The sequence below is a fragment of the Nocardia sp. CNS-044 genome (assembly GCF_059570515.1).
Map to the genome: position 1 here is coordinate 430,137 of NZ_JCANSX010000007.1, position 24,152 is coordinate 454,288.

Genomic DNA, 24,152 nt, shown 5'->3' on the forward strand with positions numbered 1-24,152 from the left:
TTTTGTGTGAATTCTGTTGCCGGTACCTGCGATCCCGCGTTTCGGGAGGTGCGGGAGGTATTCGCGGCCAGCTTCGCGGACGGGCAGAACCGCGGGGCGGCGGTCGCGGTGTTCGCGGGCGGACGGCCGGTGGTGGATTTGTGGGGTGGGGTGGCCGACGAACGCAGCGGGCGGCCGTGGCTGGCTGATACTCCGTGCGTCGCGTTCTCCTGCACGAAGGCCGTCACCGCCACCGCCGCGCTGCTGGTCATGGAGCGCGCGGGGACCGGTCCCGAAGAGCCGGTGCGGCGCTGGTGGCCGGAGTTCGCCGCGCACGGCAAGCACGCGGTCACCGTCGAGGACCTGCTGACCCATCGCGCGGGACTGCCGGTCTTCGAGCGGTCGCTGACCAAGTTCGACGCGGCCGATCCCGCCGCCATGGCGGCCGAACTCGCGGGACAGGCTCCGGTGTGGGAGCCCGGCGCCAAGCACGGCTATCACGCGCTCACCTTCGGATGGCTGGTCGGCGAGCTGGTGCGCAGGCGTACCGGCCGGACCGTTCCGGAGTTCGTCAGGGAGCATTTCGGCGCGGAACTCTGGGCGGGCCCGGACGAGATCGCGAACGCCGCTCGCCTCGGCTTTCCGCCTCCCGCCCAAATGGAGTGGCGGACAGAGGATTTACCCGAGTACCCCGCCGTGCGGCGACTGGTCGAGTCGTATCGCGATCCCGACTCTCTTCTGATGCGCGGGTCGACGAATCCCAACGGCTCCTACAACGATCCGACCGTGCTCGCGGGCGGCTGGCCGGGCTCCGGCATCGTGACCACACCGCGCGCGCTGGCCCGTTTCTACCGCGACCTGATCCGCGGTGATCTGCTGCGCCCCGAGACGCTGCGCGACGCCGTGCGCGAACGAGTGCGCGGTGCGGACGAAGTCCTCGCCTTGGACAGCGCTTTCGGCCTCGGCTACATGCGCCCGTCACTCAACTTCCAGCTCCCGAAGAGCGCGCGTGCCACCGCCTTCGGCCATCCGGGAATGGGTGGCTCGGTCGGCCTCGGCGACCTGGAACACGACCTCGCCCTGGCCTTCATCCCCAACCTGCGCCGGGATGGTCTCGCGGGCGACCGCCGCGCCTACGATCTCGTCGCGGCGGCCTACGCGGCGCTGTAGCCAGCGGCGATCAGGCGTCGATCGATACCGCCGCCAGATCGGCGAGCTCCCGGCGCACGGCCGACGGCAACCGGTCCGCGAGCGGTCCGCCGCCGAGCACGCCGACGCACAGGCGGTCGGCGAAGGTGTAGACGAGGAAGGTGACTGCCGCCGACGGTCCCGCGGAGGGGCGCGGGTGGGCGGAGAGGTAGACGATCTCGTAGTCGGTGAGGGTGAGCGCGGGGGGCGTGCGGAATCGGGGCACCCTGCCGGTGTTGGTCACCGCGACGTGCCCGGCCAGCGAGCGAGTCGCGGTGGGACCGAAGAACTCTGGGAAGTGCAGGACCGATTGCTGGACGATGCCCTCGGCCAGGTCGTGGCGCAGCCGTGCCGAAATGCGCTGCGCCAGTTCGACCACGTCGGTCGCGGTGGTGACGTCGGCGACGAAGGCGGCGAGTCCGGCCATATTGGTGCCGTCCGCGGCGGCGATCGGCGGATTCAGCCGTGCGCGCATGTCGACCGGGTACACACACCGCAGCGGCACGGAATCACGCGGCCTCGAATCTCCCTCGCCCACCGGGTACACGCGGCGCAGCGGCCCGGATTCCCCCGACCTCGGCTCGCCCACTGGGTACACGGAGCGCAGCGGCGCGGAATCGCCCGGCCTCGGCTCGTCCGGAGTGGCCTCGCGCGGCGTCGCAGCGCGTGAACTCGACCAACCAGGGCTCGAATCTTCTTGCCCCCACGCGGTTTCGGCATACGCACGCAGCAGCGCGGCCGTGATGAGCCCGTTCACGGTGACGCCGTGCCGCCGCCCGAGTTCCACGATGCGCGCCGTCGTCCCCGGCTCGAGAATCGTTCGCTCCGGTCGCGCCAGCGCGGCGGGCGCGGGAGTCGGCGGCTCGGGCGGCAGGATTGGCGGGTGTTCCAGCGGCCGCGACGCGGACTCGAGACCGGACACCGCCGACCGGGGAATGCCGTGCCGGGCGGCGTACCACTCCAGCGGACGCGGATAGTCCTGCGGTGCAATGTCCTTCGCGATGCCGGACACCTCGTCGGTGTAGCGGTCCCACAGCCGGGCGAGCAGCGCGACGCAGTGGCCCGCGTCGGCGACGGCGTGGTGCGCGTAGAGCGTCACGCGGGAGCGGCCGTTCTCGATCACCACGTCGAGGTAGGCGAGCTGGACCGACGGATCGAGCGTCTCCTCCGGCAGCCCGACGGTCGCGGTGTCGCCCGCGCGGACCCACGCGCCCACCGCGCTCCCCACCGGGCGCAGCAGGTGACCGGTCCCGGCGGCGTCCTCGCCGATGCGGCAGCCGAGGATCGGATGGGCGCGCAGCAGCGCGTCGAAAGCGCTTCGCAAGGCCGTGCTATCGAGCTCGCCCTCGACCAGAACGGAGCGACCGGTATAGGTCGCGTGCCGCACGAAACGCTGCTCGGACGGCGCGAGCACCCGCACCGTATCGTCCGCTGTCCACCACACACCGCCCAGAGTGCGGCAACGCCGGGTCCTGCGCAAACCGGGCAGTACGGAAGACTGACGGACATGAGTCTCGCCGCACATCTGGAGGAAATCGGCCGCCCGCTGGTCGCCGAACAGCGCGCCCACCCGACCGTGGCGGGTATCGCCGCGGGCGATCTGCCCGAGCCGGTGTTCCGCTCGTGGCTGGAGCAGGACTACCTGTTCCTGCTCGACTACGTGCGGGTGTTCAGCAGGCTGGCCTGGCAGGCGCCCGCCGCGCACCTCGGCGATCTGGTCGACCTGGCGCACGCCACCTTTCACGACGAACTCGCCCTGCACCGCTCGCTGGCCGCGGAGTTCGGCGCCGACCTCGACGGCGCGACCAAGGGCGGACCGTGCGCGAACTACACCGCCTTCCTGCTGGACTCCGCCGCGAACTACGGCGAAGGCCTCGCCGCGCTCTACCCGTGCATGTGGGGCTACTCGACGCTCGGTGCAGAACTCGCCACCGACCCGCCCGCCGAGCCGCGATATCGGCGTTGGGTCGACACCTACGCCGATCCCGGCTTCGCCGCGCTGACCCGCCGCTGCGCCGAGATGCTCGACGAATCCGGCGTCGATCCCGCGCGCGCCGAGCTCCTCTTCCGCGAAGGCATGCGCCACGAGCTGGCATTCTGGGACGTTCCCCGGAAACCAACCGACTGAATGTCACCTCCACCCCGCTGGGACGGGGTGGAGGTGACATTCAGTCGGAATCGGCGCATAGAGGGAAGCGACGACCCGCGACCGGCAGCGCGGTCGCGGGTCGTCGCGGTGAAACTCAGACGCCGATGAGGTGCTGGGCGAGATAACCCTCGACCTTGTCCAGCGCGATCCGCTCCTGCGCCATCGAGTCGCGCTCGCGGATGGTCACCGCCTGGTCCTCGAGGGTGTCGAAGTCGACGGTGATGCAGAACGGGGTGCCGATCTCGTCCTGGCGGCGGTAGCGGCGGCCGATGGCGCCCGCGTCGTCGAACTCCACGTTCCAGTGCTTGCGCAGCTGGGCGGCGAGGTCCTTGGCCTTCGGGGTCAGGTCGGCGTTGCGGGACAGCGGCAGCACGGCGGCCTTCACCGGCGCGAGCCTGCGGTCCAGCCGCAGCACGGTGCGAACGTCCACGCCGCCCTTGGCATTCGGCGCCTCGTCCTCGGCGTAGGCGTCCACCAGGAAGGCCATCAGCGAACGGGTCAGACCGGCCGCGGGCTCGATGACGTACGGGATGTAGCGTTCGTTGGTGGCCTGGTCGAAGTAGCTGAGCTCGGTGCCGGAGTGCTCCGAATGCGTCTTGAGGTCGTAGTCGGTGCGGTTGGCGACGCCCTCGAGCTCACCCCACTCGCTGCCCTGGAAGCGGAAGCGGTACTCGATGTCGACGGTGCGCGTCGAGTAGTGCGACAGCTTGTCCTTCGGGTGCTCGTAGAGCCGCAGGTTTTCCGGGTCGATGCCGAGATCGGTGTACCAGGCCATGCGGGTGTCGATCCAGTACTGGTGCCACTGCTCGTCCTCGCCCGGCTTGACGAAGAACTCCATCTCCATCTGCTCGAACTCGCGGGTGCGGAAGATGAAGTTGCCCGGCGTGATCTCGTTGCGGAAGCTCTTGCCGATCTGGGCGATGCCGAACGGCGGCTTCTTGCGCGCGGTGGTCTCGACGTTCTTGTAGTTGACGAAGATGCCCTGCGCGGTCTCCGGGCGTAGGTAGTGCAGGCCCTCCTCGTCGTCCACCGGACCCAGGAAGGTCTTGAGCAGACCGGAGAAGTTGCGCGGCTCGGTCCACTGGCCCGGGTCGCCCGTCTCGGGGTCGCGGATGTCGGCGAGGCCGTTGGCCGGCGGGTGGCCGTGCTTCTCCTCGTAGGCTTCCAGCAGGTGGTCGGCACGGTAGCGCTTGTGCGTGATGAGCGATTCGACCAGCGGGTCGGTGAAGGTCTCGACGTGCCCCGAGGCCTGCCACACCTGGCGCGGCAGAATCACCGACGAGTCGAGGCCGACGACGTCCTCACGGCTGGTGACCATGGCGCGCCACCACTGCCGCTTGATGTTCTCCTTCAGCTCGACACCGAGCGGACCGTAGTCCCATGCCGACTTGGTGCCTCCGTAGATCTCACCGCACGGGTACACCAGACCCCGGCGCTTGGCGAGGTTGGCAACGGTGTCCACCTTCGACTTGGGTGCCACGCGAGATTTCTCCATCCACTGCGAGTCGGATTTCATTCACTGCATCGCATCTTTTGCACTGAATGCTATAGATGACCTCCAGCCTATCGGCATCGCGCAATCGACTTTGCACCGCCAGCCACCTGCACAAGATCACGCGCGCGACGTCCGCTTCTCGAGCCTCCCCCGATCGACACTCCCGAACCTGGTTCGTCGGTAGCTCGCGCGCGGCCGGAGTGGAGGCGGAGGTACACCCGACCGATCCGCGGCCCCGGGACGCGCGACCGTCGGGCGGGTGCGATCATGTTCCGACGGACCGCCGGGATCGCCCCGGCGCCAACGTTTTTGCCGAAGACGGCCGGGGCGGGGTGGGGCGCTGAGCTCCGAACGATTCGGCGGGTAGTACATAGGGGTGGGCCGTGGCCGATCTGCCACCGGATCTGTTCGATGCCGACTGGGCGCGCGAAGCCGAGCGCCGCGCTCTGCGCGATCACCGGCGCGCGACCAGGGTGCGCAAGGCCCGCCGCCTGGCCAGACCCAGCCGCGGCGCGCTGCTCTCGACGCTCGCGCTCAGCCTCGCGGTGGTGCTGATGTGGGCGGGCTTCGCCTTCCTGGACGGGACGGCGCCGAGCGCGAGCGCACCGTCCGCGAGCACCGCGAGCACGTCCACCGCGCCGCTGCGAAAGAACGCCGAGATCGATCCGACCAGGCCGTTCGCCGACACCCCCGCCGCCATGTGGCGCGAGGGCGCTGGCGGCATCGAACCGCCGCCCGCGATCCCCGTCGGCAAGTATTCCGCCGAGCTGGTCGGTCAGTTCATGGAGCGGGTGCGTCAGCTGATCATCACCGCGCGACTGGATCGCACGGTGCTGGAGACCGGCGACCCGGCCCCGGTGCTGGCGTTGCTCGCGCCGATGATGGTCGAGAAACTGGCGGACAGGCTGGCGCCCGGCCACGAGCGCAAGGCATGGTACGTGTCCGAACGAATCGCGCCGGGCTTCCGGCTGCTGCCCGTCCAACCCCGCGTCATCGGATCGATGACGCCGACGATCAACGCCGAAGACGAGCTGGTCGTGCGGACCAACTACCTGGTCGCCTACGCGTTCGAAGCGCCCGAGCCGCAGAAACTCGACGGCCCGATGGACATCGTGGCGCTGGTCCGCCAGGAGATCGAATTCCGCTGGATCGACGACCCGAAGTACGCTGCCGACGCGATGGGCGTCTGGTTCGGCGAGGTGGACGGTTTCAGCTACGCGGTCGGCTGCGCGCAGGGCAACCTGGGCTTCCTCGCACCGGCCTACACCAACCCTCCGGGGACGAATTCGGCGACGCCGTCCGCGCGCCGCAGCGAGGAGTACTTCGACCCGAATATTCCGATGCCGAACGAGGACGGTTGCCCGTAACCCGTCGCCCGGCGCGCCGCGTTTGACATGCGCACCTGTGCATATCAAAATGGGATCGCTTTCCAATAAGGAGTTGGTTCCCGATGACCGCCGAGACGGCCGCCGCGCATTCGCACACACCGTATCGCTCCCCCGGACCCGCGCCGGTGCCCGCGCGCACCGTCCTGGAGGACGCGGGCGAGTTGCTCCGCGCCCTGGCCGCGCCCGTGCGCATCGCCATCGTGCTACAGCTACGGGAGTCGCCGCGCTGCGTGCACGAGCTGGTGGACGCGCTCGGCGTGACCCAGCCGTTGGTGAGTCAGCATCTGCGCATCCTCAAGTCGGCGGGCGTCGTGCACGGCGAGCGGTCCGGCCGCGAGGTGCTCTACGAGCTCGTCGACGACCACCTGGCGCATATCGTGGTCGATGCCGTCGCGCACGCAGAGGAAGGGTGATCCGTGCAGGAGAAGACGTTGGACCCGCAGAAGCAGGTCGGAATCCGCAGCACGCGACAGCGCAGCGCGATCGCCGCGCTCCTCGGTGACATCGACGAGTTCCGCTCCGCCCAGGAACTGCACGACGAGCTTCGTAAGCGCGGCGAGGGCATCGGGCTCACCACCGTCTACCGGACCTTGCAGTCGCTGGCCGACGCGGGCCTGGTCGACGTCCTGCGCACCGACTCCGGCGAGTCGGTCTACCGGCAGTGCTCCACGGGGCACCACCACCACCTGGTGTGCAGGCACTGCGGCCGCACCGTCGAGGTCGAGGGCCCGACGGTCGAGGCGTGGGCCGAGGCCATCGCGTGCGATCACGGCTTCACCGAGGTGAGCCACACCATCGAGGTCTTCGGCACCTGCCGGAGCTGCGCCAAGACACCGCGCGACTGACGAACGCGACTCAGCGCGACGAAGAAGGCCACCCGCTACCTCGGAAGCGGGTGGCCTTCTTCGTTGCGTATACGACCCGCTACTTCGTGGCGAGTGGCGTTCTGTCGCCGGATCAGGCAGCGGGGACGGGTTCGGCCACCGGCGCGGCTACCGGTGCCGCGGCGTCCCGGCCGCGCAGCGCGGCCACACCGAGCAGCACGAGCGCCGCGGCGGCCCAGATTACCAGCACCGCAAGCGGTTTCCCGGCCCCCGCGCCGTCGAAGAAGGCGACCGAGCGCAGCAGCGAGGCCGCGGCGCCCGGGGGCAGCAGCTGACCGATCGCGCCCCACGGCTGCGGCAGCAGCTCCGGCGCGGAGGTGGCGGCCGAGAACGGGTTGCCGATCAGCAGCATGGTCAGCGCCGCGACGCCGATGCCGGGACGGCCGAGCACCGAGGCCAGCCCGACCACCGCGCCGGCGACCGTGAAGGACACCAGCCCGGCGACCGACGCCAGGATCAGGTAGCTACCCGGCAGCACCGACATCCAGCCTTGGACGATCGCCATGCTCAACAGCCCGCCGAACAGACCGAAGCTCACCAGGCCAGCGACCTTCGCGCCGACCGACGGGATCAGCAGGCTCAGCAGAACGCCCGCCGCGAGGCCCGCCATCACCAGCGGCAGCACCATCGCGCCGAAGGCGGCGCCGCGCGGGTCGTCCGGATCGGCGGCGACGACGTCTTCCACCGCGGCGGCGGGCGCGCCGGACAACTGCTGGGCGATGGCGGTGAGCTGCTGGGCGACCGCCGGGCTCGCGCCGGAGGCGACCAGCACAGTCGGCGCTCCCCCACCGGTGACGATCGCGCCGTAGACCTCGCGGTCCTCGATGGCGGCGCGCGCTGCCGCGGCGTCGGCCGAGGTGGTGATCTCGAAGGCGTCGGGGTCGCGCTGCCCGAGCCGTTCGGCGACGACGGCGGCCTGCGGACCGGCGACGGCGATGGGCAGGTCACGCGGCGCGATATTGGCCGCGGGCCATGCGAAGGCGATCAACATCAGCGCCTGGATCAGGGCCGCGCCGAGGCCGAGGGCGACCGCTCGCTGCATGGTTTTCATGACATTCTCCCAATAAATCGAATGCTCGTTCTCTTTTCGATGTCCTTACCGTGGCACGGCCTCCGCGGCTTGTCAAGAACGGATATTCGTTTTACTTTGGGCTCATGCCCCGAGTCAGCGAAGAACACCTGGAACGCCGCAGACAGCAGATCCTCGACGCCGCGCGACTGTGCTTCGGCCGCAAGGGTTTCTTCGAGACCTCGATGCAGGACGTGTTCACCGAATCGGGGCTCTCGGCGGGCGCGGTCTACCGCTATTTCAAGAGCAAGAACGAGATCATCGCGGCGCTGGCCACCCAGACCACCGTCGACTTGCGCGCCGCGATCGCGCAGGCGGTGCGCACCGACCCGCTGCCGACGCCCGCGCAATTGGTGCGCGGCATCGCCGAGGAAGTGGTCCGCCGCAGCGGACCCGACGGGCCGGTGCGCTTGGCGCCGCAAGCGTGGGCCCTGGCATTGGTGCACGACGAAGCGGCCGAGCCCGTGCGCGAGACCATGCACGCGATGCGCGACCTCTGGCGCGACTACGCGGTGCGCATGCGCGAGCAGGGCTGGCTACCGGAGGACGCCGACACCGACGCGGTGGCCAAGGCGATCATCGGCTTCCTGCCCGGCTTCATCCTGCAACACCTGATCCTGGAAGACCTCGACCCCGACACCCTCGCCCGCGGCGTCGACCTGCTCATCCCGGTCGGCAAGCCCGTCGCCCGCTGAGCAGCACCGAATTCAAGAGGTTGTCGCACTGGGACAGGATCCCGGGTTGCACCTTCGACGGCCGCTGGGTCGACAGCAGCAGCCACAGCCCGTACTTGCGACCCTCGGCGGCGATCCACCAGCGCCAGTTGGCGGCGGCCCTCGGCGGCCACGACCACCAGGGAACCGGCGACGAAGGCGCTTCCACGGGCGTCGGCGACGACGAGCGACCGGCCGTCGTCGGAGCGTGCCGCGAGACCCGAGCCCTCTTCGGCGCGCATCCACCGATCCTGCCATCGGCGGCGCGGCGACTGCCCAGCATTCGCCGATCAGCCAGGGCGTTTGCCGAACTCGCGGCCGTGAACGTCAGGGCAGCAGACCCTGGCGCGCCCGGCCCGCGCCGGACAGGACGAGCAGCAGCATGGTGGTCAGCGCCTGATCGTCCAGGCCCGCGGCGGGGAAGGTGTAGCGCAGGATGACGTCGGCGAGTTTGTCGCGGCCGATCACGGTGAGCGAGCCGAACTGCAAGTTGTTGTTGCGCTCGGCGACTCGCTTGTGCAGCTGCGGTTTCAGCGGGCGGTCCCAGGCCAGTACGCAGGTCGTGGACAGCACGTCGAGGCCGGGAGCCAGGGTCACCGCGCGCAGCGAACACAGCGCGCCCTCGTACTGAAAGCCGAGCGAACCCTCCGGGTCGACGCGCACGTCGATGCCGTACTGGGAAAGACATGCGCCCGCCCGCGCTTGGAGTTCCCGATCGGGGGTGACCGCCGCGTCCATCTCCGGTCCGCCGCTCACTTGGTGCCGCCGAAGCGGCGGTCACGCGAAGCGTACTGGAGGCAGGCCTCCCACAGGTTGCGCCTGTCGAAATCGGGAAACAGCGTGTCCTGGTACACGTATTCGGCATAGGCCGACTGCCAGATGAGGAAGTTCGAGCTGCGGAATTCGCCGGACGGCCGCAGGAACAGGTCGACGTCGGGCATGTCGGGCTCGTCGAGGTACTGCGCGAGGGTGGCCTCGGTGACCTTCTCCGGATCGATCTCACCCGCCGCCACACGCCGCGCGATTTCCCTTGCCGCGTCGGCGATTTCGGCGCGACCGCCGTAGTTGACGCACATCGTCAGCGTCATCGTCGTGTTGTCCTCGGTGAGCTCCTCGGCGATCTCCAGCTCTTTGATCACGCTGCGCCACAGGCGCGGTCGCCGACCCGCCCAGCGCACCCGCACGCCCATCTCGTGCATCTCGTCGCGGCGGCGCCGGATCACGTCGCGGTTGAAGCCCATCAGGAAGCGCACCTCGTCGGGGCTGCGCCGCCAGTTCTCCGTGGAGAACGCGTACGCCGAGAGCCACTTCACGCCGATCTCGATGCAGCCCTCGACGGTGTCCATCAGCACCGCCTCGCCGCGCTCGTGCCCCGCGGTGCGCGGCAGCCCGCGCTCCTGAGCCCACCGGCCGTTGCCGTCCATCACCAGCGCCACGTGGTTGGGAACCAGTTCCGGGGGCAGCTGCGGCGGCCGCGCGCCCGAGGGGTGCGGCGACGGCGGACGGACGACGCGGTTCTGCTGCCCGCTGCTCGGCCTTGTCGCGGTGGAGGAGTCTCGACGGAGGATCACGGCCTCCATCCTGCCATCCGGGCCGGGAGCCGAGACGACCTCCGCGGATCTACCCGCCGACCGGCCGAGCACGGCCGCGATCAGGGCGAAAGGCTCAGCCGACGTGTCCCGCGGGCGTCGGCGTCTTGGTGCGCTCGATCAGGGGCAACGTCCGCAGCTGACGCTCCAGATGCCATTGCAGATGAGCGGCGACCAGCCCGCTGGCCTGACGGCGCACCGAATCGGGCACCGTCGCGATGTAGTCCCACTCCCCCCTCAGCAGGGCGACGAGCAAATCCAGCACACCCGGCGCCGGGGTGGCCGCGCCGGGCGGGCGGCAGTGCACGCAGACGGCGCCGCCCGCCGCCACGTGGAAGGCCCGGTGCGGGCCCGGGGTCGCGCACTTGGCGCATTCGTCCAGCGCGGGCGCCCAGCCCGCGAAACCCATGGCGCGCAACAGGAACGCGTCGAGGATGAGTTCGTGCGGGCGCTGCTTGGCGGCGATGGCGCGGAGCGCGCTCGCGGTCAGCGCGTGCAGGCGCGGGGCGGGCGCGCGTTCCTCGCCCGCGAGGCGTTCGGCCGTCTCCAGCACCGCGCAGGCGGTGGTGTAGCGGCCGTAGTCGTCGATGATGTCGGCGGCGAAGGATTCGACGGTGTGCACCTGGGTGACGGTGTCGAGCGTGCGGCCGGGATGCAGCTGGACGTCGATGTAGGAGAACGGCTCCAATCGGGCGCCGAATCGGGACTTGGTCCGCCGCACTCCCTTGGCGACCGCCCGGACCAGGCCGTGCTGACGCGTCAGCAGCGTGACGATGCGGTCCGCCTCACCCAGCTTGTGCTGGCGCACCACGACCGCCTCATCCCGATACAAACGCACGTGCTCATCCTCCCACGAACCGGCGACAGCCCGCGGCCGCCGCGCCTCCGCGCGAATCAGGTGCGCAGCAATCCCGCGACCAGCAACAGCAGCGATTGCTGGGCCTGCGCGCGGGCGGCTTCCTTGTCCTCGGCGTGCGAGACGATCAAGCCCGCCTCGGTCACGGCGCTGAGCAGCAGCCGGGCCAGGATGTCGACGGGCACGTCGGCGATGAGCTCGGCGGCGCGGGCCCGCTCCAGCTCGGCGACGATCAGGCCGAGCCCGTGCCGTGCCTCGAAGGCGCGCCACTCCTCCCAGCCGAGCACAGCCGGCGCGTCGTAGAGCGCGATGCGGATCATCTCGGGGCGCTGGCAGATGTCGAGGAAGACGTTCATGCCGACGGCCATCGAGGTGAGGATGTCGCCGGGATCGACGGCGGCGATGGCCGCGCGGATCTCCGCGGTGTTGTCCGACTCGAGCCGTTCGAGCACCGCGCGAAACAGCCCGCGCTTGTCGCCGTAGTGGTGGTGCAGTGCGCCGCGGGTGACGCCCGCCTCGGTCACCAACTGCTCGGCGGAGGTCGCCGCGAAACCGCGGTCCGCGAACAGGCGCCGCCCCGCCTCTTCCAGGGCGGCCCTTGTCGTGCGGGAGCGGTCCTCCTGACTACGGCGTGGCATGCAGCCGAGTGAACTCCAGAATCCGCTGGGTGAGCAACTCGGGCTGATCCTCGGGCAGGAAGGTGTAGGAGTCGTCGACGAGTTCCAAGGTGGCGTCGGGGAACTCGCGCGCCAGCCGCTCGGCGTAGGCGACGGGGAACAGCTTGTCCTCGCGCGCCCACACGATCAGCACCGGCAGCCGGACGTCGCCGAACCGGGTCGCGGCGTCCAGCGTGTAGCGGCGGTGCGCGGATTTCAGGAAGCGCCGCAGGTCTTTTCGAATGGCGCCGGAGCGGCGGCTCGGCAGCAGATACGAGTCGACGTACTCGGCGGGCACCGGGCGCTTGCTCACCCAGCCGAAGGCGAGCGGCAGCCGGTGCAGCGCGCGCAGGCGCAGCGTCTCGGTGAGCGGGCGGATCGAACCCGGCACGCGGGCCAGCAGCGGCAGCAGGGTGAACGGCTGCGGCAGGAACTTCTCGTGACTGTCCACCGAAGCGAGCACCACGCGGCCGACGCGGGCGGTGTTCCTGGCCAGCAATACCTGGGTGATCGCGCCGCCGGTGTCGTTGGCGACCAGGGTGACGTCGGTCAGGTCGAGCCGCTCCAGGAAGGCGGCGATCAGGTCGGCCACTCCGGTCGGCGTCAGGTCCGCCTCGGGCACCGGGATCGAGTGCGAGCCGAGCGGCCAGTCGGGCGTCAGGCAGCGGTAGCCCGCCGCGGCGACGGCGGGCACCACCGCGCGCCAGAGATCGGCGTTGACGAGCAGGCCGTGCACGAAGACGACGGGCGCGCCGGTGCCGGTCTCGTGGTAGCGGACGCGGGCGCCGGGCAGGTCGATCTCGTGCGCGGGGCCGAGTGACGGGCTGATTCCCATGGCTTCCTCCAGAAGGTCGGGCGTCCCGTCCACTTTTACATACATACCGAATGTATGTCTATAGCCACCCGGATCGCCCCAGCTCCACGACGTGCGGAAACAGCGGTGATGCACTTCGGCGCCCCTCGGCGATAACCCATGTGGACGGTCGTCCAATACAGCGCTACGGTTCACACCGGACGACCGAAGAGAGGGAGCTCACATGACGGTGCCGAAACGAGCGCTCAGGCCTGCCGACGAACCGGACTCCGCGGTGGGCGCGACGCCCGCGGGCGAGACGGGCCTCGCCGAGCTGGCCGGTGCGCTCGCGGCGGGCACGGTCAGCTCCACCGCGGCCGTGGCCGCCGCGCTCGACCGGATCGAGGCGAGTCAGCCGACGCTGAACGCGTTTCGCGTGGTCCGCAGGGACCGCGCGCTGGCGGAGGCGGCCGAGGCCGACCGGCGACTGGCCGCTGGCGAGCGCCTGCCGCTGCTCGGCGTGCCGATCGCCGTCAAGGACGACACCGACATCGCCGGTGAGCCGACGGCGTTCGGCTGCGGCGGCAACTTCACGCCGAAAACCGAGGACGCCGAGTCGGTTCGGCGACTACGCGCGGCGGGCGCGGTGATCGTCGGCAAGACCAACACCTGCGAACTCGGCCAGCTGCCCTTCACCAGCGGCGCGGCCTTCGGGCACACCCGCAACCCGTGGCACCGCGAGCACACGCCGGGCGGTTCGTCGGGCGGCTCCTCGGCCGCGGTGGCGGCCGGATTGGTGCCCGCCGCACTGGGTTCCGACGGCGCGGGCTCGATCCGGATCCCGGCGGCGTGGACCAACCTCGTCGGCATCAAACCGCAGCGCGGACGCGTCTCCACCTGGCCGGAAGCCGAAGCGTTCCAGGGCCTCACGGTCAACGGACCGCTGGCACGCACGGTCGCCGACGCGGCCCTGCTGCTGGACGCGGCGGCGGGACCGCACAAGGGCGACCGGCACACCCCAGAACCGATTCGCGCCTCCAATGCCGTCGGACGCGACCCCGGACGTCTGAAGATCGCGCTGTCCCTGCGTATTCCCTTCACCGCGACCAAGACCGCGCTGCACCCGGAGGTGCGCGCCGCGGTACGCGGCATCGCCTCGACCTTGCGCAAGCTCGGGCACTCGGTCACCGTGGCCGACCTGCACTACGGACTGCTCATCGGCGCGTCGTTCCTGCCGCGCTCGATGGCGGGCATTCGCGCCATGCACGACCGGATGCCGGGCGCCGAGGTGGACCCGCGCACCCGCGCCAACGTCCGCTTCGGCCGGGTGCTCGGCGGGCCCGCGCTCTTCGCGGCCCGGCAGGCGGAACCGTTGCTGCACAAGCGCATCGGCACCTTCTTCGACGACTACGACCTGGTGCTCGCGCCCACCACCGCCACTCCCCCACCGCGCGCCGAGGAGATCGACGGCATCGGCGTCAACGCCACCAACAACCTCATCACCGCCGCCTGCCCCTACACCTGGCCGTGGAACGTGCTCGGTTGGCCGAGCGTGAACGTGCCCGCCGGTTTCACCGACGCGGGACTGCCGGTCGGCGCCCAGCTGATGGGCGCCGCGGCCACCGAACCGCTGCTGATTTCCGTTGCGGCGCAACTCGAGTCCGAGCTGCGCTGGGACCGCCACCGTCCCGAGCCGTGGTGGTGAACACCCGGGCCGAGCTGGTCGCCCGGTCCGGGCGTTTCGTCAGCTGCGCGCGGCGGTGAGTTCCGCGCGCTCCTGACGCTTGGTCGCGATCAGGCTGGAGATCGTGGTCACCGTCAGCACACCGACGATCACCGCGAGCGAGACGCCGATGGAGATCTCCGGCACCGCGACGCCCGACTCGTGCAGCGCGTGCATGAACAGCTTGACGCCGATAAAGCCGAGGATGGCCGAGAGGCCGTAGCTCAGGTGCACGAGCTTCGTCAGCAGTCCGCCGATGAGGAAGTACAGCTGGCGCAGACCCATCAGCGCGAAGGCGTTGGCGGTGAAGACGATGTACGGGTTCTGGGTCAGGCCGAAGATGGCCGGAATGGAGTCCAGGGCGAACAGCAGGTCGGTGGTGCCGATCGCCAGGATGACCACCAGCATCGGCGTCATGATCCGCTTGCCGTTCTGCACAACCCAAAGCTTGGTGCCGTGGTACCGGTCGGCCACGCCGAAGCGCCGCTCCAGGCTCTTCAGCAGGCGGTTCTCCTCGAACTCCTCCTGCTCGCCGCCTGCGCGTGCCTCCTTGATCAGCTTCCACGCGGTCCACACCAGGAAGGCGCCGAACAGGTAGAAGATCCAGGAGAAGCTGGCGATCAGGGTGGCGCCCGCGGCGATGAACACACCGCGCAGCACGAGCGCGAGGAGCACGCCGATCAGCAGCACCCGCTGCTGGTACTTCGTCGGCACCGCGAATCTCGCCATGATCAGGACGAAGACGAACAGGTTGTCCACGCTGAGGGACTTCTCGGTGACGAAGCCCGCGAAGAACTCCCCGGCGGGCTGTCCACCCGCGAACGCCCAGAGCCCGAGCCCGAACAGCACGGCGAGCGCGATCCAAACCACGGTCCAGATCCCGGCTTCCTTCAGCGACACCTCGTGCGGCTTGCGCCCGATGAAGAAGTCGACGGCGATCAATGCGCCGAGCACCATGATAGTGGCGACCCACAGGGTCGACGAAACATCCACGACGGAACCTCCGGTATCCACGACGACATGCGTCGCTACCGGAGGTCTCTTCCACCCGGCCACATCGGATCAGGGCCGGGCCGCCACCCCGGGATCCGCGGCGGATCCGTACTGACGGGGCTGACGTCGGGGGAGTACTCCCCTCCACCGGGCCCACTATACAGACGCGTCCGGTGCGGACTGGTTTTCGTGGCCCAGCTCACCGCTGAGCCCGGCTCACGACAATCCAGCGTCAGCGCACCACAACTCAACGCCGGGGCGGCGACCAGTCCTCCGACGCGCTCTTCGTCCCCGACGGACACCCGTCCCCTTCGGCGGGACGCGGCGACATCACCAGGCATTGCTGCGGACCCGGCTGCCCGACGCCCGCCGTGACGAGCACCGCGATCGACGACCCGTCCGCGATCCGGCTGGTCGTGAAGCCGAGCGTGCCGGTGACGCCGCGATAGTCCGTCTCGCGCAACTGCATCGCGACCGCCGTGCGGTTGATCGAACCGTCGGTGTGCTGCGGCCCGGTGCGCACCGCGCGCAGGAACAGCCCGACCACGTCGTAGGCGAGGCCGGTCCGGTCGCCGGGCCAGGACGGCTGGTAGTCGGCCATCTGCGGGTAGGCGCGCAGGTCGTCGATCAGCACGGCCAGCTCGGCGCACAGCTGCTGGTAGTCGAAGGCGACCGGCTCGTCACCGAGTTCGCCGTTGCCGCGGACACATTCGGCGCCGCCGAGCATCACCGGCGCCGCCTTGGCGACGTAGCGGACCGACAGATTGGCGGGCAGCGCCGCCATCGCCTTCTGATCGGTGATCAGGCGGGTCACCGTGTCGTTGCCGAGGATGGCGGGCGACTCGCCGGTCAGGCAGCCGCGGCTGACCGATTTGGCGAAGGTCGCGAAATCGTCGTTGCGGCCCGCGAAGAACAGCAGGGTGCCGCGATCGAAATCCGTTGTCTCGCAAGGGGCGGGAAAACGATTCAGCTCCTGCTGTTCGGTCCACTCCATGCGCCGGTAGGGCACGCCGCGGCGCTCCAGCTCGCCGCGCAGGTCCTCGACCAGGGTCTCGACGTAGATGTCGCCGTCGGCCTTCGGGTGGTAGATGACGACCTGGTTGTAGCGCGGCTGACCCGCCCGCGGCGCGCCCGCCGGATGGCGCGCGCCCTGCACGTAGTCCGCGATCAGCTTCGCCTGTGTCGTATTGCTCGGCGCCGCTTGGAAATACAGCGGCGAGGACTTCTCCAGGCCGTCGGCCGAGAGCGTCGTCGCGACCACCGGAACGCCGAGTTCGCCGAGCCGTCCGATGGCACGGCGGGTTTCGGCGTTGCTGCGATCCATGCCGACCACGCCGAGGATGCCGGGTTCGTCGCTCAGCAGGCCGCGCAGCTGATGGTCGACCACCCACGTCGCGTGCCGCATATCGGAGCCGCCGTTGGCGACGACGACCCGCAGCAGCGGTTCGGACTCGTCGGAGGCGAGCAGTGCGCGGCGCTGCTGCACCGCGAGTCCGGCGAGCTCCTCGACCTGGGCGTGCGGGTACCGCACGTTCGTGTCCACGTAGCTGAGTCCGGAGAAGTAGATCAGCGTGATGAGCGGCCGTCGCGGGTTGTCGCGGCGCGCGTCGGCGGCGGCGACGTTGAGCCGGAAGACCTCGCGCTGCATCGCCGTCAGCTCCGGGTCGTCGGTGAAGATCTGGTCGGCGTTGTCGCTGTAGCCGACGCACTCGCCGTCGCGGTGCTGCACCGAGATGCCGGGCGTCCACGGCCAGTGCGCACACGGCGCGCCGCGCAGCGGCGGAATGTAGACCAGCGCGGCGGCCACCAGCAGTCCGATCGGAATGAGCACGCACATCGCGACGAACCACTTGCGGGCGGCCAGCGGCGGCGAGGGCGGCACCGCGAGGTGCGCCAGGCTGGGATCGCGCACGCGGCCGTCGAGCGGGTCCGGCAGCCGCACGCGCAGCGGCAGGAACCACGCGTCCTCGGACCGATTCGTGCGCATGTTGTCGATGTCGCGCAACCAGCGTTGCAGCGGATCCGGCTGCTGCCCGGAATACGGGCGGTCGACCAGGCTTTCGAGGGTGTCGAGGTGCTGAAGATCGCCGATCCTGGCCAGCTGCGGCGTCCGTCCTGGAGCGTCGTCGGGCTCGTCGGGCTCAGCGGGCGGGGCGGGGTCGTAATCCAGGCAGGCGAGCACGACCAGGGGATCGAAATGCCCGGTCTCGTTGCGAATGTTGTTGATCCATTGGATCAATTGCCTACCGGCGCCGTGTTCGTCGACCCCGCTGAGCAGCGCCACCGGATAGGCGGTGCGCCGCCAGCTCGATGGGCGCCACAACCGCTTGCGGTACGCGTCGCGCATGTCTTCGAGGAAGGCGTGCACCAGCAGCTTGGCGACCTGCTCCTGGTCCTCGTCGCTGCGCCGCGACGCGGTCAGCCTGGTCGCGAAACCCAGGAAGCTGTCCGACAATTCGGGCGCGAGGTAGCGCTGGCGCATGAACCAGCGGGTGACCTTCGACATGCCGGGGATGCGCCCGCTGATCCAGAGCCACAGCCGCAGCACCGGCCACAGCGCGAGTACGCCGAACACCAGCCGGGAGATGGTGTCGCCGCTGACGCCCTCGGCGGTGTCGGAGCGGTCCGTCGGCGAGCCGCTGCGCAGCAGGCGCGGCAGCCGCGAGCGCAGTTCGACCGTGGCCTCGGTCTCGTCGCTGGTAACACGTTGGCGGGTCAGCCAATCCGCGGTGCGGTAGCGCGGGAACTTGATCGGCCCCATCGCCGTGTCGTCGGTGGAGAAGCCCTCGACCAGCCGATGCACGATGGGCAGGCAGTGCCCCTGGATCTCCTCGCCCGTCGCGTTCGGGTCGGGTGTCAGCGCGTCGGGCGGCAGATCCGGCGCCTGTAGATCCACCCGTGCCCGCGGCGTCGCCCGTCTGCCACCGGATTCCCCTAGCCAGCGGTAGATCTCGACGAGCAGCGCGCCGCCCGCGCCCGCCCCGACCAGACCGACGACCGGGCGCGGCAGCGGACGCCTACGCCGCAGCAACGTGCGAAACACTCGCGGCTTCGCGTCGGGAACTTCGAGCGCGCGTAGTAGCTCGAGCAGTTTGGGGACATCGTTGGCGGTATCGGTCAATTCGACGGCCTCCCCCGTGGAATGCGTGGCTGCGACGCACACCCGGGCGTCAACCGGGACTGTACCGGTACAAATCGGACTCGGGCGGGCTGTTCGCTCGAGTTCGCGGTCCGCGAACGTACCGTTTGCTCAGAAGCCCAGCTTGCCAAGCTGTTTCGGATCGCGCTGCCAGTCCTTGGCGACCTTGACGTGCAGGTGCAGATAGATCCGCACGCCGAGGATGTGCTCGATCTGCTTGCGCGCGTTGGTGCCGACCTCCTTGAGGCGGCTGCCACCCTTGCCGATGACGATGGCCTTCTGGCTGGGTCGTTCGACGTACAGCAGCGCGTGCACGTCCAACATGTCCTCGTTCTCCTCGCGCGGGAGAACCTCCTCGATCACCACGGCCAGCGAGTGCGGCAGCTCGTCGCGCACGCCCTCCAGCGCGGCCTCGCGGATGAGCTCGGCCATGAGGGTTTCCTCGGGCTCGTCGGTGAGCTCGCCGTCGGGGTAGAAGGCCGGGCCCTCCGGCATTTTCGAGGCGATGACGTCGACGAGGACCTCGACCTGCTCGCCCTCGACCGCCGACACCGGAACCACGTCGGCCTCGGGACCGAGCAGCTCGGAGACGGCGAGCAGCTGGGCGGCGACCTGGTCGCGACTCACCTTGTCGATCTTGGTGACCACGCCGAGCACCGTGGTCTTGGGCGCCATCTGCTTGATCTGCTGCACGATCCAGCGGTCGCCGGGGCCGATCTTCTCGTCGGCCGGGATGCAGATCGCGATCACGTCGACCTCGGAATAGGTGTCGCGCACAAGGTCGTTGAGCCGCTGGCCGAGCAGTGTCCGCGGGCGGTGCAGACCGGGCGTGTCGACCAGGATCAGCTGCGCGTGATCGCGGTGCACGATGCCGCGGATGGTGTGGCGGGTGGTCTGCGGTCGCGAGGAGGTGATCGCGATCTTCGCGCCGACCAGCGCGTTGGTCAGCATCGACTTGCCGGTGTTCGGCCTGCCGACGAAACAGACGAAGCCGGAACGGAATTCGGTGGAGCCGGACTTGTCAGCCACCCTGCACCTCGGCGCCCGCCGCGTCGTCGACGATGTCGAACACCGCGCCCGCGCGATCGGTGAAGATGATCCGCGCTTCGCCGGATACCTCGCGCACCGCCGTGACCCCGGCGTCGGAGAACCGGCCGCCGACCACCACGGCCGCCTCGAAGCCCTCGGCGCCGCTGGAGATAGCGGCCGCGACGGCGGCCTGCAACGCGGTCAGCCGCAATGCGTGCAGATCCACCTCGCCCGCCGCGTAGGTGCGGCCGTCGGTGTCGCGAATCGCCGCGCCGCCCGTCCCGCCGGTGCGGCCCATCGCGCCGCGCGCCAGGGTCAGCAGTTTGGTGTCCTCGGCGTCCAGTTCAGTCATCGGTTGCTCCATCCTCGTCTTTGTTGCCATTGCGCTTACCGCCGTTGGATTTTGCGCCCTCGGCCACCACCGCGCCCGCTTTCTCGGATTTCTCCGCCGCCTTGCGCACCAGGACCGTGTTGACTCGCATCCGGCCGCGCGAATCCGGTCCGCCTTCGGCGCGCAGCACCAGCCCGTGCACCACGATCTTCGAACCGGGCAGCGGGACCCGGCCGAGTTCGTGGGCGAGCAGACCGCCCACGGTGTCGACGTCCTCGTCCTCGATCTCCATGCCGTAGAGCTCGCCGAGATCCTCCACGGACAACCGCGCCGACACCCGGAAGTGGCCCTCGCCCAGTTCCTCGACCGGCGGGGTCTCGTCGGTGTCGTACTCGTCGGCGATCTCTCCGACGATCTCCTCCAACACGTCCTCGATGGTCACCAGGCCCGCGATGCCGCCGTATTCGTCGACCAGCAGCGCCATATGGTTGCGGCGGCGCTGCATCTCGTCGAGCAGGTCGTCCAGCGGCTTGGAGTCGGGCATGAACACCGCCGGACGCATCACGTCGCGCACCCGCACCTTGCGACTGCGATCCGCGTACGGCACAAGGTCTTTCAGGTAGACCACGCCGAGGATGTCGTCGACGTTCTCGCCGACCACCGGGATACGGGAGTGGCCGCTGCGCACCGCGAGCGACATGGCCTGCGAGGCCGTCTTGTCCGCCTCGATCCACACCATCTCGGTGCGCGGCACCATCACCGCGCGCGCGGCGGTGTCGCCGAGTTCGAACACCGACTGGATCATCCGGCGTTCGTCGTCGGCCACCACGCCGCGCTCGCTCGCCATCTCGACCACTTCCCGCAGCTCGATCTCCGAGGCGAAGGGACCGTTGCGGAAACCCTTACCGGGGGTGATCGCGTTACCGATCAGGATCAGGAGCCTGCTGACCGGGCCGAGCAGCGCGCCGATGAATTGCAGCGGCAGCGCGGCGGCCAAGGCGAGCGAGTACGCGTGCTGGCGGCCGAGAGTGCGCGGGCCGACACCGATCACGACGTAGTCGACGAGCACCATCACCGCGGCGGTGATCAGCAGCGCCCAGTTGTCGTTCCAGATCTCGATGAGCGCCGCCGCGAGCAGCACCGTCGCGCCGATCTCGCACAGCACGCGCAGCAGCACCATCAGGTTCACGTAGCGGGCGCGGTCGGCGACGATGCGACTCAACCGCGCGGCGCCCGGCCGATCGGCGCGCACCATGTCGCCGAGGCGGGCCGGGGAGATCGTGTTCAGCGCCGCGTCCACACCGGCGAACAGGCCGCCCGCGGGCACGAGCAAGACGGCCAGCACGATCAGGGTCGGTGAGTTCACGCGGGACCCAGCGCGTCACCGGGTCCGGTGAAGCCGGCCTTGCCGAGCAGGCGGGCGTCGCGCTCGGCGAGTTCGGCGCGCCGCCGTGCCTCGCGCAGGCTCTCGTACCACTCCTCGAGCAGCCGGGCTTGGAGTTCGAACATCTCCTTCTCCTCCTCCGGCTCGGCGTGGTCGTAGCCGAGTAGGTGCAGCACGCCGTGCACGGTGAGCAACGCGAGCTCGTGCTCGAGCGAATGCCCCGCCTTGCGCGCCTGCGCCGCCGCGAACTCCGGACACAGCACGATGTCGCCGAGCATCGAGGGCCCCGGCTCGGGGCTGTCCGGCCGACCGCCCGGCTCGAGCTCGTCCATCGGGAAGGACATCACGTCGGTGGGGCCGGGCAGGTCCATCCAGCGCATGTGCAGGTCGGCCATGGTGTCGAGATCGACGAGCACCATCGACAGTTCGGCCGCCGGATGGACGTCCATCCGGGCGATCACGAACCGCGCAACACTGACCAGGTCTTCTTCGGGTACGTCGATACCCGACTCGTTGGCGATCTCGATGCTCACCTGAACAGCCTAATAAACGCAATCCGCCCGCAGCCCCGCGCATGGCCGGACCGACCGGAGGTGACCGTCGTTCACTCGGCCGGTGCGATCTACTGTCGTCGGCGCGGAGCTCAGCGGCGGTCGCGGCTGGCGGCGCGGCGCTGGGCGCGGTTGCCCGGGTAGTGCGGGGTGACCTGCGGCCGGGCGGCCTCCCAGCGGTCGTAGGCGTCGACGATGTCCGAGACCAGGCGGTGGCGGACGACGTCGCTGCTGGTGAGCTCCGAGAAATGGATGTCCTCGATCTCGGTGAGGATCTCCGCCGCGGCGCGCAGGCCGGAGCGGGCGCCGGTGGGCAGGTCGACCTGGGTGATGTCGCCGGTGACCACGATCTTGGAGCCGAAGCCAAGACGCGTCAGGAACATCTTCATCTGCTCGGCGGTGGTGTTCTGCGCCTCGTCGAGAATGATGAAGGAGTCGTTCAGCGTGCGACCGCGCATGTACGCCAGCGGCGCGACCTCGATGACGCCCGCGGCCATCAGCTTCGGGATCGCCTCGGGGTCCATCATGTCGTGCAGCGCGTCGTAGAGCGGGCGCAGGTACGGGTCGATCTTCTCGTTGAGCGTGCCGGGCAGGAAGCCGAGCCGCTCGCCCGCCTCGACGGCGGGACGGGTGAGGATGATCCGGTTGACCTGCTTGGTCTGCAGCGCCTGCACGGCCTTGGCCATGGCCAGGTAGGTCTTGCCGGTACCCGCGGGACCGATGCCGAACACGATGGTGTTGGCATCGATCGCGTCGACGTAGCGCTTCTGGTTCAGCGTCTTGGGGCGGATGGTCTTGCCGCGCCGGGACAGGATGTCCAGGCTCAGCACCTCCGCGGGGGAGTCCGAGGAACCTTCGGTCAGCATCGACACCGTGTGCCGCACCGCCTCCGGCGTCACCACTCTGTTGCGGCCGGTCAGCGCGATGAGCTGTTCGATGACCCGCTCGGCCAGGGCGACGTCGGCCGCCTTGCCGGTGAGGGTCACGGAATTGCCGCGAACGTGAATGTCCGCGTCGAGCAACTGCTCGAGCTCACGCAGATTCTGGTCGGCCGAACCGAGGAAGGGGAACACGGATTCGGGAGCGAGTTCGATGCTGGAGCGCACGGTGCGCGCTGCGGGGCCCGAACCGTTGTCGCGGGCGCCAATGCCTGCTGTGGGGTTGGTCGGGTCGCCGATCTCGCCTTGTGTTCGCAAAAGTGGTTACAGCCTGCTTTCCGGTCTCGACAGCCGTGGTGAATGACAAAAGTTTAACGCGCCCCACCGACAGCGGACAGTGAATAAACGGCTACCGATGCGGCGGCCACTCCCGCCGTGTGCTGGATATTCCCCCGTGGCCGTCCGACCAATCCTCGGCGAAGTCACGGAAACGTCGCACCGCGTCCGACGGCGCGGCGGCGGCCGACCAGATCAGCCCCACCTCGCGCCACGCGCCCTCGTCCGCCAGCGGAACCAGCGCCAGGCCCGAGCGCGCGGCGGACGGCGCGGGATCCGCCAGCGGGAGCAGCGCGACGCCGAGGCCCGCCGAGACCAGCCCGGTGACGGTGACCAGGTCGCTCGCCTCGAAGGCGACGCGCGGGCGGATGTCCGCGGCCGCGCAGAGTTCGTCGAAGATGCGCCGCATACCGAACCCGGGATGCATGGTGATGAACTCGGCGCCACCGAGGTCGGCCAGACGCACCTGCCTGCGCCCAGCCACCCGGTGCTCAGCGGGCACGGCGAGCACCAGCGGCTGACGCAGCAGGCCGCGCCAGCCGACGCCGGGCGCGCTCGGACGCGGCGAGACGACGGCGAGGTCGGCCGCGCCGTCGAGGACCTGGCGGGTGATCTTCTCGGCGGCGCCCTGGCGCAACGTCACGGTGACCCGGCCCGCGTTGCGCCGGAAACCGGCGATCAACTGCGGCACCAGCCAGCCGCCGAAGGAATGCAGGAACGACAGCCGCACCACGCCCCGCGCGGGATTGGCGAGATCGGCGACGGCTTGGCCCGCGGCGTCGAGTTCGGCCTGCGCGCGGCGCGCGTGCTCGTAATAGACGCGGCCGAATTCGTTGAGCGCGATCCGCTTTCCGCGCCGGTCGAACAATTCCGCGCCGAGCCTGCGCTCCAGCCGGGCGAGCATCCGCGACAGCGTGGGCTGGGCGATGTGCAGGCGTTCCGCGGCCGCGCTCATCCGTTCCAATTCCGCGAGTGTCGTGAACCACTGCAAATCCTCGCCGAGCACCTCGCTACCTCCCTATATGCGCC

Annotated in this window: 23 protein-coding genes; 7 read left to right on the plus strand and 16 right to left on the minus strand. The window is 69.8% G+C overall.

Translation table 11 applies throughout. The features are described from left to right. Positions 1–6: 6 nt before the first annotated feature. Positions 7–1,149: a serine hydrolase domain-containing protein gene (locus T333_RS16730; RefSeq protein ID WP_496425027.1), complete on the plus strand. Its 1,143-nt coding sequence runs from the start codon at positions 7–9 to the stop codon at positions 1,147–1,149. 10 nt (positions 1,150–1,159) lie between these two features. Here T333_RS16730 and T333_RS16735 read toward each other — a convergent pair whose 3' ends face one another. Continuing rightward, positions 1,160–2,611 carry a phthiocerol/phthiodiolone dimycocerosyl transferase family protein gene (locus T333_RS16735; protein ID WP_496425028.1) on the minus strand — a complete coding sequence of 484 codons (1,452 nt, stop codon included), beginning with the start codon at positions 2,609–2,611 and terminating at the stop codon, positions 1,160–1,162. Between the two features lie 63 nt (positions 2,612–2,674). On the opposite strand from T333_RS16735, the gene T333_RS16740 reads away from it, so the two are divergent. After that, positions 2,675–3,295, plus strand: coding sequence for a TenA family protein (locus T333_RS16740; protein ID WP_496425029.1), 621 nt, complete (start codon positions 2,675–2,677; stop codon positions 3,293–3,295). 115 nt (positions 3,296–3,410) lie between these two features. On the opposite strand, the gene T333_RS16745 is transcribed toward T333_RS16740, so the two are convergent. After that, positions 3,411–4,811, minus strand: a complete 1,401-nt coding sequence (locus T333_RS16745) for a glycine--tRNA ligase (RefSeq protein WP_496425312.1) — start codon at positions 4,809–4,811, stop codon at positions 3,411–3,413. A gap of 383 nt (positions 4,812–5,194) precedes the next feature. Between T333_RS16745 and T333_RS16750 the strand changes: the two genes are divergently transcribed. The 3 genes from T333_RS16750 to T333_RS16760 all read left to right on the plus strand — a co-directional run bounded on the left by T333_RS16750 (position 5,195) and on the right by T333_RS16760 (position 7,044). Then, positions 5,195–6,178, plus strand: a complete 984-nt coding sequence (locus T333_RS16750; RefSeq protein ID WP_496425030.1) for a hypothetical protein — start codon at positions 5,195–5,197, stop codon at positions 6,176–6,178. An 83-nt stretch (positions 6,179–6,261) separates the two neighbouring features. Beyond that, positions 6,262–6,612 (plus strand): ArsR/SmtB family transcription factor, encoded by a 351-nt coding sequence (locus tag T333_RS16755; RefSeq protein ID WP_067787209.1) that lies wholly within the window; start codon positions 6,262–6,264, stop codon positions 6,610–6,612. A 3-nt stretch (positions 6,613–6,615) separates the two neighbouring features. Continuing rightward, a complete protein-coding gene (locus tag T333_RS16760; RefSeq protein WP_355000739.1) occupies positions 6,616–7,044 on the plus strand; it encodes a Fur family transcriptional regulator in 429 nt (142 codons plus the stop codon). Between the two features lie 112 nt (positions 7,045–7,156). On the opposite strand, the gene T333_RS16765 is transcribed toward T333_RS16760, so the two are convergent. Then, on the minus strand, positions 7,157–8,134 hold the full coding sequence (locus T333_RS16765) for a hypothetical protein (RefSeq protein ID WP_496425031.1): 978 nt from the start codon (positions 8,132–8,134) through the stop codon (positions 7,157–7,159). A 104-nt stretch (positions 8,135–8,238) separates the two neighbouring features. Between T333_RS16765 and T333_RS16770 the strand changes: the two genes are divergently transcribed. After that, on the plus strand, positions 8,239–8,847 hold the full coding sequence (locus T333_RS16770; RefSeq protein ID WP_355000741.1) for a TetR/AcrR family transcriptional regulator: 609 nt from the start codon (positions 8,239–8,241) through the stop codon (positions 8,845–8,847). Positions 8,848–9,192: 345 nt separating this feature from the next. On the opposite strand, the gene T333_RS16775 is transcribed toward T333_RS16770, so the two are convergent. From T333_RS16775 to T333_RS16795, 5 genes are all read right to left on the minus strand, one after another. Next, a complete protein-coding gene (locus tag T333_RS16775; RefSeq protein ID WP_355001144.1) occupies positions 9,193–9,603 on the minus strand; it encodes a YbjN domain-containing protein in 411 nt (136 codons plus the stop codon). A gap of 14 nt (positions 9,604–9,617) precedes the next feature. Next, positions 9,618–10,445 carry an isoprenyl transferase gene (locus T333_RS16780; protein WP_355000742.1) on the minus strand — a complete coding sequence of 276 codons (828 nt, stop codon included), beginning with the start codon at positions 10,443–10,445 and terminating at the stop codon, positions 9,618–9,620. Between the two features lie 85 nt (positions 10,446–10,530). Next, on the minus strand, positions 10,531–11,292 hold the full coding sequence (gene recO, locus T333_RS16785; RefSeq protein ID WP_496425032.1) for a DNA repair protein RecO: 762 nt from the start codon (positions 11,290–11,292) through the stop codon (positions 10,531–10,533). Between the two features lie 56 nt (positions 11,293–11,348). Further along, complete coding sequence (locus T333_RS16790) at positions 11,349–11,948, minus strand: TetR/AcrR family transcriptional regulator (protein WP_355000743.1); 600 nt, start codon at positions 11,946–11,948, stop codon at positions 11,349–11,351. After that, on the minus strand, positions 11,935–12,846 hold the full coding sequence (locus T333_RS16795; RefSeq protein WP_496425033.1) for an alpha/beta fold hydrolase: 912 nt from the start codon (positions 12,844–12,846) through the stop codon (positions 11,935–11,937). The genes T333_RS16790 and T333_RS16795 overlap by 14 nt, the downstream gene beginning before the upstream one ends. 157 nt (positions 12,847–13,003) lie before the next feature. Between T333_RS16795 and T333_RS16800 the strand changes: the two genes are divergently transcribed. After that, the gene (locus T333_RS16800) at positions 13,004–14,464 is read left to right on the plus strand and encodes an amidase (protein WP_496425034.1); all 1,461 of its coding nucleotides are present in this window, start codon (positions 13,004–13,006) and stop codon (positions 14,462–14,464) included. A 39-nt stretch (positions 14,465–14,503) separates the two neighbouring features. Here the strand turns inward: T333_RS16800 and T333_RS16805 are convergent, their stop codons facing one another. The 8 genes from T333_RS16805 to T333_RS16840 form a co-directional block, all read right to left on the minus strand. Then, a complete protein-coding gene (locus tag T333_RS16805; protein WP_496425035.1) occupies positions 14,504–15,475 on the minus strand; it encodes a TerC family protein in 972 nt (323 codons plus the stop codon). 247 nt (positions 15,476–15,722) lie between these two features. Beyond that, entirely contained in the window at positions 15,723–18,596 is a 2,874-nt protein-coding gene (locus T333_RS16810; RefSeq protein ID WP_496425036.1) for a type 1 periplasmic-binding domain-containing protein, read from the minus strand. A gap of 129 nt (positions 18,597–18,725) precedes the next feature. Continuing rightward, positions 18,726–19,643 carry a GTPase Era gene (gene era, locus T333_RS16815; protein WP_496425037.1) on the minus strand — a complete coding sequence of 306 codons (918 nt, stop codon included), beginning with the start codon at positions 19,641–19,643 and terminating at the stop codon, positions 18,726–18,728. Continuing rightward, positions 19,636–19,995 carry a cytidine deaminase-like protein gene (locus tag T333_RS16820; RefSeq protein WP_355000749.1) on the minus strand — a complete coding sequence of 120 codons (360 nt, stop codon included), beginning with the start codon at positions 19,993–19,995 and terminating at the stop codon, positions 19,636–19,638. The genes era and T333_RS16820 overlap by 8 nt, the downstream gene beginning before the upstream one ends. Then, entirely contained in the window at positions 19,988–21,340 is a 1,353-nt protein-coding gene (locus T333_RS16825; protein ID WP_355000750.1) for a hemolysin family protein, read from the minus strand. The genes T333_RS16820 and T333_RS16825 overlap by 8 nt, the downstream gene beginning before the upstream one ends. Further along, the gene (ybeY, locus tag T333_RS16830; RefSeq protein ID WP_355000751.1) at positions 21,337–21,891 is read right to left on the minus strand and encodes an rRNA maturation RNase YbeY; all 555 of its coding nucleotides are present in this window, start codon (positions 21,889–21,891) and stop codon (positions 21,337–21,339) included. The genes T333_RS16825 and ybeY overlap by 4 nt, the downstream gene beginning before the upstream one ends. 110 nt (positions 21,892–22,001) lie before the next feature. Continuing rightward, a complete protein-coding gene (locus tag T333_RS16835; RefSeq protein WP_355001145.1) occupies positions 22,002–23,057 on the minus strand; it encodes a PhoH family protein in 1,056 nt (351 codons plus the stop codon). 139 nt (positions 23,058–23,196) lie between these two features. Then, positions 23,197–24,129, minus strand: a complete 933-nt coding sequence (locus tag T333_RS16840) for a LysR family transcriptional regulator (RefSeq protein ID WP_496425038.1) — start codon at positions 24,127–24,129, stop codon at positions 23,197–23,199. Positions 24,130–24,152 lie beyond the last annotated feature (23 nt).

Coding starts and splice junctions, on each gene's coding strand:
- T333_RS16740 (WP_496425029.1), top strand. CDS start 2,675: ATGAGTCTCGCCGCACATCTGGAGGAAATCGGCCGCCCGCTGGTCGCC.
- T333_RS16745 (WP_496425312.1), bottom strand. CDS start 4,811: ATGGAGAAATCTCGCGTGGCACCCAAGTCGAAGGTGGACACCGTTGCC.
- T333_RS16755 (WP_067787209.1), top strand. CDS start 6,262: ATGACCGCCGAGACGGCCGCCGCGCATTCGCACACACCGTATCGCTCC.
- T333_RS16765 (WP_496425031.1), bottom strand. CDS start 8,134: ATGAAAACCATGCAGCGAGCGGTCGCCCTCGGCCTCGGCGCGGCCCTG.
- T333_RS16770 (WP_355000741.1), top strand. CDS start 8,239: ATGCCCCGAGTCAGCGAAGAACACCTGGAACGCCGCAGACAGCAGATC.
- T333_RS16775 (WP_355001144.1), bottom strand. CDS start 9,603: ATGGACGCGGCGGTCACCCCCGATCGGGAACTCCAAGCGCGGGCGGGC.
- T333_RS16780 (WP_355000742.1), bottom strand. CDS start 10,445: ATGGAGGCCGTGATCCTCCGTCGAGACTCCTCCACCGCGACAAGGCCG.
- T333_RS16790 (WP_355000743.1), bottom strand. CDS start 11,948: ATGCCACGCCGTAGTCAGGAGGACCGCTCCCGCACGACAAGGGCCGCC.
- T333_RS16795 (WP_496425033.1), bottom strand. CDS start 12,846: ATGTATGTAAAAGTGGACGGGACGCCCGACCTTCTGGAGGAAGCCATG.
- T333_RS16800 (WP_496425034.1), top strand. CDS start 13,004: ATGACGGTGCCGAAACGAGCGCTCAGGCCTGCCGACGAACCGGACTCC.
- T333_RS16820 (WP_355000749.1), bottom strand. CDS start 19,995: ATGACTGAACTGGACGCCGAGGACACCAAACTGCTGACCCTGGCGCGC.